A 19,997-nucleotide genomic window follows, 5' to 3' on the forward strand; every position below is an offset into this window, starting at 1 on the left:
CGCCCAGTGGTGTAATGGCTAAAGCCATAACGCCACAACCACAGCTGGTGAATATTCTCATTCCTTCCGACTAAATTATTTTTCATTAATTAATAAAATAGTGGCTTAGTTTCCTAATTATACATATTTACCAATCGAATTATATTTCATGCTCTCAGCATTTATAATAGACATAGTGAATAAAAGTAATTTAAATTTCTGAACTAACTTAATGGAGGTCACATACAATGCAAAAAATTGGTTTTATAGGTACTGGCGTTATGGGTAGCGGTATTATTAATAATCTTCTCAAAGCTCATTACGATGTTGATATTTATACTAGAACGAAGTCACGGGCTGAACATTTGATCAATAAGGGTGCCAGATGGTTTGCTAATCCTAAGGACATTGCTGAAAATGCTGACATTATCTTTTCAATGGTCGGTTTTCCCAAGGACGTTGAAGATGTTTACTTCAATGACAATGGTATCATCGCTGGATTGAGTGAGGGCAAAATTGTCGTTGATATGACAACAAGTACACCTACTTTAGCTAAAAAAATCGGTGAGAAGGCTGAATCTATTGGTGTTGAGTGTATTGACGCACCTGTTTCCGGTGGCGATGTCGGTGCTCGTGATGGCAAGTTAACTATCATGGTTGGCGGTTCGAAAAAAGCCTTCGAAACACTTCAACCAATTTTCAATATTATCGGTAAAACTAATCACTACTTTGGTTCTTACGGTGCTGGTCAACATGCTAAAATGGCTAATCAAATTATGATTGCTGGAACTATGACTGGTCTAACTGAAATGTTTGTCTATGCTAAAGCGGCTGGACTTGATCTTTCATCAGTCTTAGAAACTGTTGAAGGTGGTGGCGGTGACAACTGGAGTTTGGAAAATTATGGTCCTAGAATTCTAAATAATGATTTCAAACCTGGATTTTATTCCAAACATTTCTTGAAGGACTTACGTATTGCACTTGATGAAAGTGAAAAAATGGGTCTCGACCTTCCTGCAACTAAACAAGCTAAGAAACTTTATGAAACGTTAGTTGACGAACAAAAACTCGGTGATGATGGTACACAAGCATTAATCAAATTATGGTGGTAATGAAAAAGCTGAGGCTGTGACATAACTATTTTTGTCTTAAATATGCAGCATAAACGTGCAACAAAACATAGCTTTTTCCGCTTAAAACAAATAAGACTAGCAATCCAAAATCGGATTTACTAGTCTTATTTGCCTTAATGCTCGAAAGCTAACCATGTTTTGTCACACTCTCGATTTTTTGTCCAGATTCAATAATTGATTCATTAATTCTAAATGATGCATCAACGATAATTTTTTGACCATACCCAAGCCAGGAAATTTATCGTGATTGCCGTACTCCAATAATTCTGCCAAAGCTGGTGTCGCGTTCAATCCTTGAATATTCTCTGAACACCAATCAATCATCTTCCGTAACGCTTCGAAAAATTTATCCTTTTGACCACTCATCCGCTCATTACTGTCTGAAACAAAATGATGGATTCGTAACGTGCCATCCTTAGTGACATAAATTAAATGCAACGCAATGGCACGTGATGGCATACCTTTATCAAAATAAACATGTCCAACCATTGAATAATCGCCGAAGCCATCATAATTTCCAACTTGATGATACCAATCTGCTGGTTCAAAAAATTCATCATCTAAATCCGCATAATCTTCCACGTGACGAACGAATGTCAATGGATCAGTCAATAATGCAGCCTGCTGTCCGACTATTTTATGTATTCGTGCAACATCAGGTATCAACACCTTATCCACAGCCTTCAAAACAGGCGTACCTTCATATGCTTTTAACAATTCATAATTCTTAGCTATCAATAACGACTGCTGATTTTCTCCAGTTTTAACGAAATCACTACTAAAGTCGGCCGCCAAAATGGCACTTGGATAATAAAAATCTAAGTTATTAACAGCTGGCAGTGGATAAAGTTTCGTATCGTTTAATCCGTACACACTGACCTGAGGATTAGCTATCACACTAAATGGCTGGTCATAGTCAATAAAAGTCTGAACCGTCTGCTGCAGCTCCTTGGAATCACGGACTGGTTCAATAATTGGTACAATTTTGGAACTCAATTGCCCTTGTTCACATAACTCCTTTAAAGCCATTAAATCATACATTCGACCACGAAAATATGGAAAATAAATCATATCTTATCCTCCAAGTTTGGCTGTTGTAATTGCTGCAATTGTAATTTCAACTCTTGATACTCCGCATTTCTGGCATCAAGTTCATCTTGTAACGCCGTTACAGCATCACTTTGAATGTCGTCCACAAAACGGTCGTAAATATTGTGATCTGGCGTATAGACATCATAACCTGCTTTGGCACGCTTCTTTAATTCTTTAAATAATTGGTCATCACTATAAAGTTGCAAGCCTTTCTCAACTCGCTTGGCCTTATCAACTTCACGGAATAACGACGCTACAAAGTGACTAGTCAATTGCTTTTCATCAACTTGTAAATCTTGATACTGTGCTTTTTTAGCAACTGTTAAAAAGCCCGGTGCACGCAATGTTTGTGGTGAGGCCTCCATGGCTTTCTTGTCAAATGCACGATAAATTAAAACGCCGATATGACTGGGAATTTCACTTTCAACTTCTTCATATAACTTCTGTGGTAAAACAAAATAATTATAGTTTCCGATAAATGACAACTTAGCTTTGGAATGGAAATCAGATTTAGTAACCTTTAGCTCATAGCAACGCCATTCAATCTGATTATCAGCCAACTGTTGATAACTCAAAGTGTCGACAATACCTTTTTTATCAGGCATGGAAACTTCCTCGACCACATATGAACCTTGCTCAAAACAATATTGATAGAGTGTACTTTCTAACTCTTTCGTTAACTTAGTTTTCATCTTGTCTTCCCCTCCAAAAGTTATGCACAGCAGCATCCAATTGTGGCAATGAACTAACTCTGCGATAGTTTTGCCAATGCTGTGGAAAAAGTTGGGTATATCTGCCACTTCCAAAACGTTGATCTAATAATAAAATTATCCCTGCATCGTGACTGCTCCGAATCAAGCGCCCCGCCGCCTGTAAAACATTGTTAAATCCTGGCATCTGATAGGCATACTCAAAGCCGCGACCATTTTCGGCATCATAATAATCACGAATCAAATTATTCTCCGCACTCAATCCTGGCAAACCAACGCTGACAACCGCCACGCCAATCAAGCGGTCGCCACGTAAATCAATTCCTTCTGAGAAAATTCCACCGAGCACACAAAAGGCAACCAACGTATGATCGGGATCTTCACTGAATTGATCCAAAAAGTCTTGCCGAGCTTGGTTATCCATCGCACCTTCCTGAGCAATCACATCTACCTCTGGATAAGCGATTTCAAACGCATCTTTGACTTGTTTCAAATAACTATAGGATGGGAAAAAGCACATATAGTTTCCCGTCTTGCTAGAAATCATCGTATTCAAACTCTGCACAATACTGTCTTGACTATATTGCCTTTGTCGATACGTTGTCTGAATATATTGCGTTATTAAAATTTCTTGGTTTTGTACAGGAAATGGTGATGGCAGTTGATAGGCCAAACTATTATCAATTCCACCTAAAACACTGCGGTAATAATCCATTGGCGACAGTGTAGCGGAGAATAATACTGCCCCTAGGCCAAGATTTAAAGACTCATCAATAAAGTGGCTTGGGTCAAGACAGAGTTCTTTCACAACCAAATTCTTGTCATCTAAAACGATTCTGGTTTTATAACTGTCATCAAACAACGCACCGATTTTTACAAATGTCAGTGAATTGAAGAAGTAATCTTTCGTATCATCCAAAAAATCTGATGGCTTTTGTTCCGCCATCCAATCGCCCATAAAATCATTGAATTTACCCAAAGTATTGATCAACTTGTCAGGTGCATCCGCAGTGATTTTTTCCTCTTGATTATCTTCTTTTAAAACCTTTTTCATCTGTGTAAAAACTCGGCGAACTTTTTTCAATTGTTTCTGAAAATCTTCACTTGCTTTAGTATCGACAGCCCTAGCTTCCTTCAACAATTTAGCAATCGGAGCTTCAGTGATTTCAGCCGAATACATATCTCGAGAACGACTGACCAAATTATGAACTTCATCAATTAGGAAGAAATTATCCGTATCTTTTTCTACAAAGAAACGCTGCAAATACACTAATGGATCGAATAAATAATTGTAATCGCAGATAATTAAATCACAGAATAATGAGGCATCAAGCGAAAATTCAAACGGATCAACTGTATGTTTCTTGGCATATTTTTCAATTACCGACCTAGTTATGGCATCCTCGTTAGTCAATAAATCCGATAGCGCTGGTTTAAGTCGGTCATAATAGCCAATCATATAAGGATTTTCTTCAGGTGGAACGTCTTGTTCTTCTGGAAAACGAATTTTATCTTTAGCAGTCAAAGTAATACTTTTCAACTTCAATCCTTTACCCGCCATCAATTCAACTGTTTCTTCAGCAACATGCCGGGTACTCTGCTTAGCAGTTAAATAAAATAATCGTTGAACTTTTTCTTCTCCCATCGCCTTAATCGCTGGGAATAGTGTGGAAATAGTTTTACCAGTTCCAGTGGGTGCTTCAACAAAAAGCCTTTTCTCCAACAAAATCGACTTATACACAGCCGCAGCCATTTCATGCTGACCAGCTCGAAACTTATCAAATGGAAAAGGCATTTTTTTAATCGAATCATTTCGAGTTTTACGTAATTTAGCTCGTAGAGTAATCCAATATTCATATTCATTAATCAAGTCCTCGAAGAACTTGTCTAATTCCTCATGTCCGAGCGTTTGTTCATCTGTAGTAACTTCTTCATTGCTGACTTGAAAATACGTCAGCTGTAACGTTACGTGCTTTAATTCAGGATGTTCTTGCAACAGGATGTAGCCGTAGACTTTCACCTGTCCCCAATACAATTCCAACGTATTATCACTCAACTCATCATAAGGCTGATCAGATGTCTTAATTTCTTCAATCAAAGCTTTTTCCTTGGTCAAAGTTATCCCATCCGCTCGACCAGAAATAACATACTGATCATCATTCATTGTGACATCAGTTTTTAAATAAACTTCACTTTCATAATCTTCATTTTTAGAACGTACTTTTTGGAGTCGACGATGGATTCGGGCACCATTCAGAGCCGTATTCTGACTATTTTTTGATTCAACTAAATCGCCACTACGTAAAACAAACTCCACCAACTGGCGAATCCCAATCTTAGTCGTCATATACTTTCTCCCTTGCTTTAAAGTTAGCCGTCTACAGGGCTGAAAACATTTACCTGCTATGCGGACCGGTCCGAGCCAAAGAGCGGTCTCGAACCTCGGTTTGAAGCCTTACCAAAGACCGGTAAGTCTCCAAACTCGCCCGGTGGTGTAATGTCTAAAGCCATAACGCCACACCCACAGCTGGTAAATATTCTCAGCCCTTCCGACTAATTTATTTCATATTCTATTAATAGAATAATTCTGTTGATAATTTTTACTTTGATTTTTCTAACTTGATTTGAGATTAAAGAATAAAATAATATTACTTACCAATCTCATATCCCACAAAAACACTAGCCACGGGTTGCGAGGAATGGAGACCACAGGACGTATTTTGAGACTTGCTGGTTTTGCAAGGCTCAAAATCGAGGGTCGAAACCGTACTTTGGCTCGAGCCGGTCCCACAGCAGGCTCCATTCCTCGCAACCCGTGGCGGCATAAACCAAACAGCTAAATATCATTGTAAAACATGTGTTCGTTTTTGTCTTTAAACATTTTTTAACCAATGACGTTTTCATGAAAAAAATATATAATAAAAGGCACTGAACTATTTGGGGGGAATTAAATTCAATGTCATCTGATACTAAAAACGTCTTACGTGCTTCTCTTTGTGCCGCTCTACATCACAAACCTATTGATAAAATTACAATTAAAGACGTTGTTAGCGAATGTAATTTAACTCGACAAACTTTTTATAATCATTTTTCGGATATTTACGACCTAGTTGAGTACTCAGCGAGTCTAGTTGCCAAAGAAGTTCTAGACAACAAAGCTGATTACGATAATTGGCAAGAAGGATTTTATCAGGTCATGGTCCTGATAAAAGATAATCATCGTTTAGCAAAGAACGTTTATCTTTCAGTTTATCGCGACGTTATGCACAAGTATATCTATGAGGTTATCTACAAATACATCATCGAAATTGTGGAAAAACAGGCCATTGGCATGAATGTTGCCCAAAAGCATAAAAACTTTATCGCCCACTTTTATACCTTAGCTTTTATTTCACTAATTTTTGAATGGGTTAACAACGATATGAAAGAAGATCCTCAAGATATTGTTAATGAACTGGCCGTTTTGGTCCAAGGAGATTTTCAGAAGGCACTAACAAAATACGCAAAATAAATGAGTTGGATAAAAATAATCAGCTTTTAAACGCACGCCAAATAGGGACCGTAATCCAATTTTTGATTACGGTCCCTATTTGATTTATCGCCAAAAAATTATACTTTGACACAAATTTAGCGAATCTCGTACTCTTTCATAACACCGTTATGCTCTAATCTTACCTACTAAAATTGTTGAGCCAACAGTAATTTGCTTAACTTTATTCCAATCAATCAAACTGTTATCAACATTGAATAATAACGGTGTCATATTGATAAATGCCGTCCGTTCTTCATCAGAAACATCATAAGTCTTGGTTGCATCGATTTGATCAACCAAATCATAATGCTCTTCAAAATAATCCAAAACTTTCTTATTGTAATATTTCTCTTGTTTCAACTGGTCTTTAGCTTGTTCACGTAACTCCTGCACATGAAATTCATTGGGAATCACCTTCAAAACATAGCCACCTGGCTGCAAAATTCGATTGAATTCTTGATAGTTGGCTGGTGAAAAGATATCGACGATTCCATCAATACTCTGCTTTTGAATTGGCAAGTGAGCTAAATCTCCAATAAACCACTCGACCGGTGTGTTGGGGCCTTTGGCAGCTAGCTGAATTGAATCCTTTGAAATATCGAATGCTAAAACTTGGCGATCAGCTAATTCAGCAATCTTTTTTGAATAGTAGCCTTCACCACAACCGACATCCAAGATACTCTTCAAATTTAACTTTTCAATCAAGGCCAACATTTTTTCAGCGATATGGTCGTACATACCATGTTCCAAAATGAGATGGCGATTTTCAAAAGAAGCCAAATCATAATTTTTCTGTTGTTTATTATTCAAAACAAAATCGACAAACCCTTTTTTGGAAATATCAAAGTTATGGTTTTGTTCACAAACCAAGCTATTGCCCACGAGAACTAGTCTTTCTCCACAAATTGGACATTGAAAATATTTGTTACTATTACTAAACTTTTGAATTTTACTATTCATACGCACCTATTCTTCTGCTCGCGATATTAGCTGTGGCATTGCACTATTCAAAAAATTCTTTGCAAAGTCATCGCTATATATCCAAGCATTAATTTGATTTTTAGCCAATATTAACGGCATGCGGTCGTGAATCTCAATCATCGACTCATTGGGCTGTGTGGTAAATAAAATACTCTGTGCCACATCATCAAAATAATTATAACAACCTGCGATGAATAAAGTTTGCGGATCGTTACTAAAATTGAATTTATATTTCTGCTTAGCTTTACTCCACTCAAAGAATCCAGTCGTTGGATAGACACAACGGCGTTTCAAAAAGGAGTCCGCAAACATGGACTTTTGTTGAACTGTTTCTGAACGAGCATTGATAATCGATTGACCAGCTTTAAATCCAGGAAAGCCCCATTTCATCGCAACTACTTTGACTTGTCGCTCTCCTGCTACAATCAGCGCCGTTTCATCAGTCGGAAATACTTCACCAGTTTTAGGACTATAACCGGCATCAACAGCCAATTGATAGATGCGTTTAATCTCAGGATTTTTATCAGGTTGAAACATATAACGTCCGCACATAGCCTTTCACCTCACTAAAAGTATTACATAATTTATCTGTCTAAAACAAATGGAGCTGTAACACAACTATTTTTATCTTAAATATGCAGCATAAACGTGCAACAAAACATAGCTTTTTCCGCTTAAAACAAACAAGACTAGCAATCTAAAATCGGATTACTAGTCTTGTTCGCCTTAATGCTCGAAAGCTGACCATGTTTTGTCACACTCTCTATCTTATATTTGTTTAGGCCAGCGATTTCCAAAGTCACGTTGTGGCAAGCAAAGTAAGACTATCAGTCCAATTTCACCAACGAATGGTATCAATCCAACTAATACCCACCAACCACGTAATTTACGGTCATGCAACCGTCTGATCATAGCTGTGAAAATTGAAATCCAATAGTAACCTTGCGTAATTGCCATAGCCACGCCCACAATAGAACTCCAATAGAAGTCATCTACTGGCATTTTGGTAATTAGCCACGCTAACAAACTAACTATAACGCCCGCAACAATGGTCATTCCTAAGAATCCCCACCAAAAATCTTTGCGACTCATACGTTTTGCGCCAACGAATAAATCTTGGAAATATAATCTCGTTGAAGAAATTATTCCTGGGCGAAAACTTTCATTCCATACTGATTCTCTCATTTGCATATTAAATTTCTCCTAAATGTGGATACCAACGACGAATCCTAAGATTCCAAATACATATGTCAGGGTAAAGTACCAGAAGCAGCGCCATCCTTGATGCTGAAACCATAATTGACTCAACTCCATATTGAAAGTTCCATATGTGGTAAATCCTCCACAGAATCCAGTGCCTAGCAATAATAATATCGCACCATTCTGAATTTGTGCAGTGAAAATACCCAGAGCAATCGCTCCAGCAATATTTATCAATAGCGTTATGACGGGAAAATCAATCTTAATCTTAGATTGAATCAGCGTCAACTCATTGCGTAAGAAGGCTCCCACAGCGGCGCCACAACCAACAATCATAAAATTCATCATTTGTGTGACCCCTTTTCTTTCATATAATCATTGAATGCACTGGAAGCCGCCCAATAATTACCGAGTAATGCTATAAAAAAGCCGCCAAACATCGTTATGGTCATATAAATCAGAAACGACCACCACTGACCGCTGGTATATAAGCGATATGCATCTGCCGTGAATGTGGAAAAAGTTGTATACGAGCCCAGCATTCCCGTACTCAACGTCAAAATCATTTTAGACGACAAGTTGAATCGATCTTGTAAATAATGAATCAAAAATGGCAAAAATAAAGCCCCACTCAAGTTAGCAATTAATGTTCCCAAAGGAAATCCATGACTAGTTTTAAAAATTAAACTTTCCAAATAACGTAAGTCGCTTCCGATAAAAGCACCAATAAATAAAAATACGAATATCTCGCCTCTTTTTTTCATAACTCAATAAATTCTCCTCTAAAAACAAAAAAACTTGTCATCGACAAGTTTTTTTATAAATTAATCTTTGCTATCAACAGCGTGTCCACCGAATTCATTTCGTAAGGCCGCAACAACTTTACCAGTGAATGTATCGTCTTCTAGTGAACGATAACGCATCATCAATGAGGCAGCAATAACGGGTGTTGGAACTTGAAGTTTCAAGGCTTCGTCCAAAGTCCACTTACCTTCACCTGATGAATGCATAACGCCTTTAATTTCATCTAATTTAGGATCTTTTGAAAATGCTGACTGAGTTAATTCCATCAACCATCCACGAATAACGGAACCATGTTCCCAAACCTTCGCAACGGCTTCGTTATCATATTCGAATTGGCTGTGTTCCAAAACGTCGAATCCTTCAGCAATTGCTTGCATCATTCCGTATTCGATACCGTTATGGACCATCTTCAAGTAGTGACCACTACCGGCTTTTCCGGTGTACAAGTAACCATCAGTTTGTGCAATACCTTTGAAAATTGGTTCAATATATTCAAAGGCTTTTTCATCATCTCCACCAATCATGAAGTTACCATCACGATTAGCACCGCTCATACCGCCTGATGTACCAACATCGAAGAACTTAATATTTTTAGCAGTCAAAATTTTGTTGTGTTGCAATGAATCTTTGTAAAATGAATTTCCACCGTCAATTACGATGTCATTTTCATCAAGAATTTCACTCAAGGTATCAATTGTTTGATTAGTTGGATCCCCAGCAGGCAACATTACCCAAACAATACGTGGTACACTTAAAGTCTCAACAGCTTCTTGTAAGCTCTTTTTAACTTGTGCCCCAAGTGTTGAAGCATCATTTCTAGCGCCATCACTTAAATCAAAAGCAACCACTTCATTACCATTACGAATCAAATTCTCGGTTAAATTGATTCCCATCTTACCGAGCCCAATCATTGCTAATTTCAAAATTAATCCTCCTAATTTGTCCTATCACAAGTTCTAATTATACATAAAAAAGTCGCACCAAAACTAACATTTTGGTACGACCCGATTACGTAAGAGGTTGATATCATAGGATTAATTGGCTGACTAGCCTTTAAATCTGTTCCACCAGTGACCTTTTTTGTCGTCATTAACTTTTTCATTTACACGTTCTTTGATGTTTTCATCAATTTTGACGTCTTTATTTTCAGCTTTTTCAGCAGCTTGCTGCTTCAAAGTATCCAACTCAGCTTGGAGTTGTTCCTTTGCTTTTTGAGTATCAGCTAGCTCTTGTTGAAGATCTTTGATCGTCAATTCGCGTTTCTTATTCTCAGATTCCAATTTTGCGACAGTTGTTTGTAATTCCACAACTTCATCGTTTTGCTTTGTTGTATCGGTGTCAGCTTTAGCATCAGCGGCTGGATAAATTTGAACGGCAGCAGTTTCCAGAGTCATCTTTGGACCATGGCTCAACTTAACCATTTCTTTAAAGTCTTCGATATTTTTTTGAGTATATAGACGATTATTTTGAGTATTACGCTCAAAGTATTGGCTATTCTCAGTTGTTCTTTCTACTATCAAAGAGTATTTACGTAGCGTTGCAACGCTGATTCCTAAGTCCTTAGCAGCTTGTGCAGGAGTTAATAAATTGTTCGTTTTTACTTTACTCAAAAGGATTCCCCCAAGGTTGTTCATTCTCTTCATTATAAAAATAATGATTGGTAAGTTCAACTACAAAATTGTAGCGTTCCAAATTAAAATCGTCATAACTACATTTTAACCATAAAATTGGATATACTAAAGATGTAAAAATAAAATATTTACTCTCAGCCGACGCAGTCGGTTTTTCTTTGGTGTATAATTCGTCTTACAAGAATAGAAGGGGAAATCATATATTGTCTAGTTCTACAATTACAACTAATTTTATCATCATTTTGATAACCTTTATCTTTGCCTTCTTCTTCGTGGCTGCTGAATTTGCCCTCGTGCAAACTAGATCCAGTCAATTGGAAGATGCAATTCAAAAAGGTACTGGTAACAAAAAGAAATTACAACGAGCACTCATGATGGTTAACAACTTGAATGAATACTTGTCTACAACACAGGTCGGTACTAGTATCGCTGGTATCATCTTAGGTTGGATTGGTGAAGGTACGATTGAATATCTTTTAGTAGAAGTTTTCGGTCTCGTTCACCTGTCAGCCAGTGGTAGTGGCGGTCTACACGCACTGAGTTCCATTATTGGTGTTCTTCTTCTAACATACTTAGAAGTTGTTCTAACGGAAATCGTGCCTAAGAATATTGCGATTGACATGCCTATGACAACATTGATGTTAGTCGTTACACCATTACGTTTCTTCCATTTAGCTGTTTATCCGTTCGTTTGGTTGTTAAACGTTTCAGCATCCGGTATCGTTCGTTTACTAGGTATGAAGCCAGCTGACTCAGAAAATGAAGTCTTTTCACAGTCAGAAATTCTCAGACTTTCCAAATCGTCAATTAAAGGTGGCGACATGGAGCCTGACGATGTTATCTTCATGCAACGTGCCTTCGAATTAAACGACAAGGTCGCTAAGGATATCATGGTCGACCGTACAAGTCTTTATGTAGTCGATATCACTGACAAAGTCAAAGATGTTATTAAAGATTACTTACAACAAGGATTTTCAAGATTCCCAGTTGTTGCGGATAATGATAAAGATAAAGTTTTAGGTTACGTTTATGCCTACGATATCGTTCGTCAGAATCAAGTAGACGGCGACGTTGGTATCAGCCGAATTTTAAGATCAGTCAATACCGTTCCCGAAACAATGCCTATCCAAGATATTTTGGATAAGATGATTAAGAAACAAACACCTATCGTTGTGGTCGTTGATGAATACGGTGGGACAAGTGGTATCGTTACAGATAAGGATATCTACGAAGAATTATTCGGTACTGTTAAAGATGAAATCGATGACGTTTCCGATGAATATATCGTTAAAAATGATGACGGTTCATATAACGTTTCAGGTAAAACGACGTTATACGATTTTGAACGTTACTTTAGAACCGACGTCAAGGAATTTCAAAAATCAGATATTATCACCGTTGGTGGCTATTTGATTGAGAAGTACCCTGACCTACACAAAGATTCCGAAATCACAATGGGCAACTTCAGATTTGTAGTAGCCGAATTCGATCACGGATTTGTTAATTGGTTTAAAGTTTCAGTCGATAAAAAAGCCGTTACGAAACAAGATAATTTAGCTTCATTGACAGATGTGGATGATCTAAAAGATTAGAGAGTGGAGAGAGTGGAGACAGGGCGGTCAGCTCCCGAGCATTTTCGTTGTTTAGTGAATTGCACGCCGGTTTTGCGGGCGATTTACTAAACAATGAAAAGCGGAAGGAGTTGCCCTGTCGGAACTCGTTTTAGAGCCACTGCCTATATAAAAATACAAACAACCAAAAGAGCCAGCAATCAAATTTTTCATCATTTGATTACTGACTCTATTTTTTTATCTCTTAACAACATAACTAGCCCAGAACGTAGGGACATTAAAATCATGCAATCGACCCTCACTATTGGTATCCTCATACAAATCAACAATCTGGAATCCAGCCTTAATTTGACCACGCAACTGTTCATTCAAAGTATGTGAGAACTGAACGCCCTCCTCTTCAATTGGAAACTCCTTATTAATCGAAGGATCCTTCAAAGGATTATAAGGCAACTTTTGAAAGAGCTTAGTTTCAGCTTTATCAAAAATATAATTAATACCATTATCCAAACCAGTAATCATCCGACCACCTGGTTTTAAAATACGATAACATTCATTCCAAACAGGCTGAACATCCTCAATATAACAGTTAGCGACTGGTTGAATAATCATATCGAAACTATTATCAGCAAATGGCAAAGGTTTCGTCATATCGCCACGAACAATATCAATATCGTAACCTTCTCTTTCAGCAACCAATTTTTCAGCATCCAACTGTTTTTGTGAGTAATCAAAGACAGTACAAACACCACCTAAAGCAGTCAAGATAGGCATTTGTTGCCCACCACCAGAAGCTAATCCCAGAATCTTTTTACCCTTAATAGGATTGGGATACCAGTCATCAGGTATAGCAATATTAGGAGTCAAAACCAGCTTAAAATCACCTTTAGTAGCGGCCATATATTCTTCATGACTGACCGGTTTGCCCCATTCCCAGCCTTCTTCAACCCAACTATCAACAATCTTAGCGTTGTAATCTGTATAGTCTTTCATTATTAATCCTCTTTTCGGTACATAATCGCCAACGATTATACTCCAATTGGTTAGCCCGTTTCCAGAGCTGAGAGTATTCATCTGCTGCGCGGAACGGCCCGAGCCAAAGAACGGTCTCGAACCTCGGTTGAAGCCTTGCAAACCCAGCAAGTCTCCAACACGCCCGGTGGTGTAATGGCTAAAGCCATAACGCCACTTTCGCTGCGGATGAATATTCTCAGCTCTTCCAACTAATTTATTTTTTGAATAAGTCGCTGTGACGCTCGTTCAAAATTTTAGTTTTCCAATATTTAATATACTAAAAAAATAAAGGCTGTGACATAGCTATTTTTATCTTAAACATACAGCATAAACGTGCAACAAAAACATAGCTTTTTCCGCTTAAAACAAATAGAGCAGTAATCCAAAATCGGATTACTGATCTATGTGCCTTAATGCTAGAAAGATGACCATGTTTTGTCACACTCTCTACCTAGTTTTATTACTTCTCAAACCTTCAATTTTATTAAAATCAACGAGATTCAATTTATGAATGAAACTGATTGCGATAATAACTAATAACGTCAAGAACGAAATCCGCCGGCTGGCTTTTTGTAACATCGTTTCAAAGTAATCGACCGTTACTTTACCGCTGCCATTAATCGTAACTTGCGCCAAATTGTTGTTATCTTTATCCATCGTCAACTTAGAAACTTTTCCCTTTGATTGAGTTGACTGGAATCCGTAATAAGCGATAATTGGTAGATCAACTTTAGCATTTTGGGCATCCTCAAAGTCAAAGCTCAAGCGAGTACCGTACTGCTTGAAATTGCTAATCTTAACCTTACCACTCTGAATTTCAGGTTTGTGAGCCGTTCGTTGTAGCTCACCGACACTTGTATCAACTGGCAAATATTCTTGCCCAGCACCGATACTGAAAGGCTCCTGCTGATTATAAGTAGCATAGTCGTTTAGTTGTACCTGCGAACCGTTGACCAAACGATAACTGCTAGAAATGGCAAATAAGAAAACTACACTCATTAACCCAACCTTGGCATACTTACTGGAAAGAAATCCCAACGGATCAGCCGCTATAACGATGGACAACAATAGCGTGACAATCATGTCAAAACGCCAAGGATATTGAATCATCTTGAATGGCGTGTGGTTAAAAATCACCCAAGGCATAACTTTCGTCGTACACAATAACATCAAAAGTCCGATAACAGAAAACTGCTTTAATATCGGATTTTTAATTTTGGTAATCGAAACTAATAGAATGAACGCCGTTACGATAAATATCAAACCGACACTTGGTTGACCGATACCGTTATTCAAACTAAACGTCACCATATCGGCAAAGTCGGTTGCTCCATTTGGCAAGAGACTCTTTGTTTGCGTCAAAATAAATTTGGTGTGATGCATCTGCTCCATCATCGGAACAAAATATGCCAAACTCAAAAGCCCCGAACATAACGTTGCCCACAACAGTGACAACCAACGTTTTGGATTAGCTTTCAATTCAGGAATTTGTGCAATAGCGATTAAGATAATCAAAATAGCTACCAAAATTGGTGATATTGCATGTGAATATATAATTCCTGTCATACCAAAAGCTAGATACAACCAGTGTTTGCGTTCACCGTAGAAAATTTCATAAATACCTAACATTGCTAATGGTAGAAAAATAAACGCTCCAACTTCACCGATATCTTGTCGGAAAAGCATGTCATGCAAGCGATATGTCGATAACGTGTAAACGAAACTGAACACTAAACTATTGAGGTATTTAGGCATAACTTTGTAAAAACAGAGAAATGATACGCCAAAAGTTAAGAAGTTCAATAACCAGAAGTAACCTACAATTGTTTGGGCACTAGAAAAGCCTAACAAACGTAAGAATGCCGCTGGATATAGCAAGAAATCTGAATAGAAAATATTAACGATATAACCGAATCCGTTCATAAACGACATATTGATAAATGGGAAGAATTGGTGCCGCTGTAGCGAATGGTACAATCCTTCAATTCTCATCATATGGAAACGATTGTCGCTGCTTCCTAGAAAAGCCCAGATTTTACCGTGAGAAACCTCAGTTTGATAAATTGCTAAAAAACTAACGAGGGCAAATAGTGCAATGGTAAAGATTACTGCGGCAATTTTCTTTGTATTCTTATTTTTCAAAAAAGTTAATTGCATAAATATTGATACCTTCCTTTGTAACATGCAATAAACCTTATTATACTAACTACTTCTCAAATAAAGATACTCTATTTCGCATTCTTTTCTGAAAAATAATTGCAACCATCAAAATTAATAAACTAAAAATTGAGAATAACCGACTGTATTTTTGAATAGCCGTCTCATAGTAATTGATCCGCACAGTCCCAGTTCCATTGACAATCACCTGTCCCAAGCCATTGTTATTCAGATCCATTTTAAATTTAGAAACTTGCCCAGTTGAATCCTTAGCTGAATAACCATAATAACCAATAACTGGAACATCAATTTTTCCATTGTTGGCATTTTGGAAATTAAAACTAAGTTTTGAACCTTGCTGAGAAAAGTCCGTTATAACGGCCGTACCACTCTCCAATGTTGGTGTATGTGGCGTTGACATCAAGACACTCAAATCAGCATTCATTGGCAAATATTCTTCACCACTACCAATACTGTAACTATCCAGTTTATTGAACGATTGATACGAGCTATATTCTTGCGGATAATCGACAATTAATTTCTGTTCCGCTCCAACAACCAATCCCAGAGATAAACTGACCAACAAAACCTTTTTCCACCAAGCAATGAACCAATTCAACGGATCACTGGCCAGAAAAATTGTGAATAAAATCGTCACTAGTAAATCAAAACGCCAAGGAAATTGAATCATATTAAGCGGCGTGTAATCAAAATATTGCCATGGAAAAAATTTAGTCGTCATGAACAATAGAATTTCACCGATAATCGCAAAGTCTCGTAACGCTGGATTTTTCACGAACCAAATCGTTACCGGAATCAAAATGGCAACTACTAACATCAGCAACCCTATATTTTGATTGAATAAATCATCAGTCACACTGCCATGAATCAAATCGTACAACGTCATACCACTCTGTGAAACGTAAATTAACGGCGCATGTGTTAATTTGAATTGTGTCCAGTGTAATTGTTCGACCATTGGCAAAAAGTACGCTAACGTCAACATTACTGCCCAAAACGTAGCTTTCAATAATGACAAAATTCTTCTAGGCTCTTGAATCAATTTATTAATCCGAAAAACAATTACCATACAAATAAACATAACAATCAAGACTGGCGACAAAGCATGAGAGTAAATTACGGCGACCATGCCAAACGTCAAATACAACCAGCGATGCCGATTCCCATAAAAAATTTCATAGACTCCCAGTACAACCAAAGGTAAAAATGCTAACGTCAACGCTTCCCCAATATCAAACCGCCGTACCATATCAAAGATTCGGTAAAACGAAACAGTATAAAGCAAACTGAAAACTAAACTTTTATCGTATTTACGACTAACTTGATAAAATGACCAAAATGAAATCACCAATGTACAGAAATTTAAAATAACGTAAAAACTGACAAAAGCCTGAACAGTCGTAAATCCTAATAATCTCAAGAATGCTGCCGGATAGAGCCACAAGTCAGAATAAAAAATATTGGCAATATATCCGAATCCATCCATAAATGACATATTCACACTAGGAAAATAAACGCCACGTTTCAGTGATTGATATAATCCTTCAATCCGCATGACGTGAAACCGACCATCATCGTTCATTCCCAAAAAGGCCCAGATATGACCGTTCAAATCAGTCAGATATATCGAGGCAACGCTGACAAAGGCAAATAACAATAAAATAAACAATAATTTATGTTGAGAAAATGATTTTTTCATAATTTCCCTACCTTGACGGAAAAAGGGAGCCCGAAGACAAACGTCTCCAAGCTCCCTCAATATTTTACATTTATAATCTATGCCAGCCCATTCCCCAAAACCAGAGCTAACATATCCTCAAGATTAATTATTTAGCATCAATTATATTAACACTTTTATCGATAATTTCTTTCGTATTAGAAAAGACCAACAATTGCGTTTTCGGATCAACCTTCAAAGACATCCCATCATCCAAAAAGGCTTTAGCACTATCCTTAAAATAAATAGTTCCAACTGGACTTTCAAGATGAACCGAATAATCACTCAAATCAGCACCCTCATCAAGCACAAGAATCCGAAATTTAGTTAACAAAGCACAAGTACCCTCATCCGAATATCGACCAAAGCCATCATCAAGATCCAACAGAATCTTCTTACCAGCTTCAACATATTTTTCCAATTTAGCTTGTGCTTGTTCAGTAATTTCAATTTTCATAAATAATTTACTTCGACTTTTACGTAGTTAGTATTTAGTTTTAGAAAATATCAAGCAAATTATACAATAGCCGGATGTCGACATTGATATTAGTCTGCAATGGAGGTGGCGTTATGGCTTTAGCCATTACACCACGGGACGAGCTTGGAGACTTGCGATTTTTGCAAGGCTTTAAGTCGAGGTTCGAGACCGCACTTTGGCTCGGACCGATCCCCATAGCAGAACTAATATCAATGTCGACCGGAGGCGGCCACTAATACTTATACTTGGTAGTACTACCCCAATCCAACAAACTAACAATAAAGACCATGAAAATGATTGAGATATAACTAAGCAAAATACCATTTAACACATTATATAAGACATCACGGATATTGTAATCGATGTTGCTTACAATTAAATCCTGAAGCGGATAATAGGTACATCCAAGCAATATTAATAACAGAATTGACGTACAAATACCGACAGTTCCCAAGTGATGGAAAAATAACATACTTGAGCCAACTTTTATCCGTAAACGAATCGCCAACAGCACAAACATAACCGCCGCAATAATCATAACCATTTTTATCAAACGTTTAATGGTTTGAATCTGCTCAATCACTTGCTCAATCTGACCTAAATCATTGTCGACAATTTGGTTCATGATGCCCTCGTTGCTATGAATGACCGTATCAATTTCACTGTCAATATTTAGGCCATTTTGCCTAGCTTCTTTTTTTAATTTAGAACTGATTGTTGCTAAAATAGCAGTTCCAACAGTTAATTTTGAGTCATCACTGTACACTTCATCCACAGATGTATTAATAATTTTCTTAACATCATTATTAGTCAGAGTAACCGCTGAAAGATTGGATGACGCGGAGTAACTATTTACCAAACGTCCCAGTCTTTGATTGGTATAATTTCTAATCAACGTAACATTAGTTTCACTGCTGACCACTTTTTTGACATAGTTACTGTTCAAAACGGTTGAAAGAGTGATGCCTAAAAATACGATTACCATCAAACAAATTGATAATAAAACTAATGTGAATCCGTGTCTGTTATATGACAATGACTTGCTCATAATTTTCTAATTCTCCATAGCTAGTTTAGCAATCTCCTGTGGACTATTTACGATCCATTCAGAGTTAGCGGCTTTTAGTTCGTCGTAATCACCAAAGCCATATGTCACCCCGATAGCTTTGAGATTATTCTTATGTGCCCCCACAATATCACTGCTACGATCCCCAACCATAACAAGATTCTTTGTATCTAATTCAACTGAAGTTTTTTCAATTCCGTAAGAAATTACGTCCTCTTTTAACGAACGAATCGATTCATCTTCAGCGGCGCCAAAAACGTGTCTAACATAATCTTTCATATTTAATTGATCGATAATCTTTTTCGCAAAAATTTCTGGTTTCGAAGTTGCGATAAAAATCTCTTTATCAGCATGTTTCAAGGATTCCATCATATCATATATACCGTCAAAAACTGTATATTCTTCCCAGCCCTCAACTTGATAATACTCACGGAAGGCATTTATACTTTGAGTAATAAACGGATCATCCGGCGCAACGTGGTCATATTTTTCAATCGAAGCTCCAATAGTTGGGCCGATAAAAGTATGTAACGTTGCATCATCGTGTGGCACATAGCCTAAAGTATGGTTATACATGTACTTCAGACTCTTCATAATTCCAGCTTCAGAATTAATAATCGTCCCATCTAAATCAAAAAATAAATTGTTCAAATTAAATTCATCCTTTTATGTTAAATTTAAGTTATACAACGTATTTGCCGTCTCCAGAGCTGAGAAGTATTTCGCCTGCTGTGCGACCGGTTCGAGCCAAAGTTCGGTCTCGGGTCTCGATTTTGAGCTTTGCAAAAATCGCAAATCTCAAAATACGTCGGTAGTGTAATGGCTAAAGCCATAACGCCACTGCCGCTGCTGGTGAATACTTCTCAGCTCTTCCAACTAGGTTTTTATTAATCGAGACCACCGCAAAATAC

At 37.4% G+C, this 19,997-nt stretch carries 19 protein-coding genes; 3 read left to right on the plus strand and 16 right to left on the minus strand.

What is annotated here, in order from left to right; all coding sequences use genetic code 11:
• Positions 1–227: 227 nt before the first annotated feature.
• A complete protein-coding gene (locus AAA923_RS06450) occupies positions 228–1,091 on the plus strand; it encodes an NAD(P)-dependent oxidoreductase (protein WP_338215616.1) in 864 nt (287 codons plus the stop codon).
• Between the two features lie 162 nt (positions 1,092–1,253).
• Here the strand turns inward: AAA923_RS06450 and AAA923_RS06455 are convergent, their stop codons facing one another.
• From AAA923_RS06455 to AAA923_RS06465, 3 genes are read right to left on the minus strand one after another with little or no spacing between them, the layout of a single operon-like run.
• Entirely contained in the window at positions 1,254–2,183 is a 930-nt protein-coding gene (locus tag AAA923_RS06455; RefSeq protein ID WP_338215618.1) for a sce7725 family protein, read from the minus strand.
• A complete protein-coding gene (locus tag AAA923_RS06460; RefSeq protein ID WP_338215619.1) occupies positions 2,180–2,896 on the minus strand; it encodes a hypothetical protein in 717 nt (238 codons plus the stop codon). Before AAA923_RS06460 ends, AAA923_RS06455 begins: the two co-directional genes overlap by 4 nt.
• Complete coding sequence (locus tag AAA923_RS06465) at positions 2,886–5,261, minus strand: ATP-dependent DNA helicase (protein ID WP_338215621.1); 2,376 nt, start codon at positions 5,259–5,261, stop codon at positions 2,886–2,888. Before AAA923_RS06465 ends, AAA923_RS06460 begins: the two co-directional genes overlap by 11 nt.
• A 609-nt stretch (positions 5,262–5,870) precedes the next feature.
• Here AAA923_RS06465 and AAA923_RS06470 point away from each other — a divergent pair.
• Complete coding sequence (locus AAA923_RS06470) at positions 5,871–6,425, plus strand: TetR/AcrR family transcriptional regulator (protein ID WP_338215623.1); 555 nt, start codon at positions 5,871–5,873, stop codon at positions 6,423–6,425.
• Positions 6,426–6,572: 147 nt separating this feature from the next.
• On the opposite strand, the gene AAA923_RS06475 is transcribed toward AAA923_RS06470, so the two are convergent.
• The 7 genes from AAA923_RS06475 to AAA923_RS06505 all read right to left on the minus strand — a co-directional run bounded on the left by AAA923_RS06475 (position 6,573) and on the right by AAA923_RS06505 (position 11,041).
• Complete coding sequence (locus tag AAA923_RS06475) at positions 6,573–7,406, minus strand: methyltransferase domain-containing protein (protein WP_338215625.1); 834 nt, start codon at positions 7,404–7,406, stop codon at positions 6,573–6,575.
• Between the two features lie 6 nt (positions 7,407–7,412).
• Complete coding sequence (locus tag AAA923_RS06480) at positions 7,413–7,979, minus strand: SOS response-associated peptidase (RefSeq protein WP_338215627.1); 567 nt, start codon at positions 7,977–7,979, stop codon at positions 7,413–7,415.
• 216 nt (positions 7,980–8,195) lie between these two features.
• Positions 8,196–8,618 carry a DUF805 domain-containing protein gene (locus tag AAA923_RS06485; RefSeq protein ID WP_338215629.1) on the minus strand — a complete coding sequence of 141 codons (423 nt, stop codon included), beginning with the start codon at positions 8,616–8,618 and terminating at the stop codon, positions 8,196–8,198.
• A 12-nt stretch (positions 8,619–8,630) separates the two neighbouring features.
• Positions 8,631–8,975: a fluoride efflux transporter FluC gene (locus AAA923_RS06490; RefSeq protein ID WP_338215630.1), complete on the minus strand. Its 345-nt coding sequence runs from the start codon at positions 8,973–8,975 to the stop codon at positions 8,631–8,633.
• Positions 8,972–9,391, minus strand: a complete 420-nt coding sequence (locus AAA923_RS06495; protein WP_338215631.1) for a fluoride efflux transporter FluC — start codon at positions 9,389–9,391, stop codon at positions 8,972–8,974. Before AAA923_RS06495 ends, AAA923_RS06490 begins: the two co-directional genes overlap by 4 nt.
• 60 nt (positions 9,392–9,451) lie before the next feature.
• On the minus strand, positions 9,452–10,354 hold the full coding sequence (gnd, locus tag AAA923_RS06500) for a phosphogluconate dehydrogenase (NAD(+)-dependent, decarboxylating) (RefSeq protein WP_338215633.1): 903 nt from the start codon (positions 10,352–10,354) through the stop codon (positions 9,452–9,454).
• 123 nt (positions 10,355–10,477) lie between these two features.
• Entirely contained in the window at positions 10,478–11,041 is a 564-nt protein-coding gene (locus AAA923_RS06505) for a MerR family transcriptional regulator (protein ID WP_338215635.1), read from the minus strand.
• A 224-nt stretch (positions 11,042–11,265) separates the two neighbouring features.
• Between AAA923_RS06505 and AAA923_RS06510 the strand changes: the two genes are divergently transcribed.
• Entirely contained in the window at positions 11,266–12,654 is a 1,389-nt protein-coding gene (locus tag AAA923_RS06510; protein ID WP_338215636.1) for a hemolysin family protein, read from the plus strand.
• Positions 12,655–12,870: 216 nt separating this feature from the next.
• On the opposite strand, the gene AAA923_RS06515 is transcribed toward AAA923_RS06510, so the two are convergent.
• The 6 genes from AAA923_RS06515 to AAA923_RS06540 form a co-directional block, all read right to left on the minus strand.
• On the minus strand, positions 12,871–13,626 hold the full coding sequence (locus AAA923_RS06515; RefSeq protein ID WP_338215638.1) for a class I SAM-dependent methyltransferase: 756 nt from the start codon (positions 13,624–13,626) through the stop codon (positions 12,871–12,873).
• 468 nt (positions 13,627–14,094) lie between these two features.
• Entirely contained in the window at positions 14,095–15,804 is a 1,710-nt protein-coding gene (locus AAA923_RS06520) for a putative glycosyltransferase family protein (RefSeq protein WP_338215639.1), read from the minus strand.
• A gap of 49 nt (positions 15,805–15,853) precedes the next feature.
• A complete protein-coding gene (locus AAA923_RS06525) occupies positions 15,854–17,524 on the minus strand; it encodes a putative glycosyltransferase family protein (RefSeq protein WP_338215641.1) in 1,671 nt (556 codons plus the stop codon).
• 127 nt (positions 17,525–17,651) lie between these two features.
• On the minus strand, positions 17,652–17,999 hold the full coding sequence (locus tag AAA923_RS06530) for an iron-sulfur cluster biosynthesis family protein (protein WP_338215643.1): 348 nt from the start codon (positions 17,997–17,999) through the stop codon (positions 17,652–17,654).
• A 253-nt stretch (positions 18,000–18,252) separates the two neighbouring features.
• Positions 18,253–19,068 carry a hypothetical protein gene (locus AAA923_RS06535; protein ID WP_338215645.1) on the minus strand — a complete coding sequence of 272 codons (816 nt, stop codon included), beginning with the start codon at positions 19,066–19,068 and terminating at the stop codon, positions 18,253–18,255.
• Positions 19,069–19,074: 6 nt separating this feature from the next.
• Positions 19,075–19,737 carry an HAD hydrolase-like protein gene (locus AAA923_RS06540; RefSeq protein WP_338215646.1) on the minus strand — a complete coding sequence of 221 codons (663 nt, stop codon included), beginning with the start codon at positions 19,735–19,737 and terminating at the stop codon, positions 19,075–19,077.
• Between the last annotated feature and the right edge of the window lie 260 nt (positions 19,738–19,997).

Source organism: Companilactobacillus muriivasis (assembly GCF_036246245.1).
Classification (GTDB): Bacteria; Bacillota; Bacilli; order Lactobacillales; family Lactobacillaceae; genus Companilactobacillus; species Companilactobacillus muriivasis.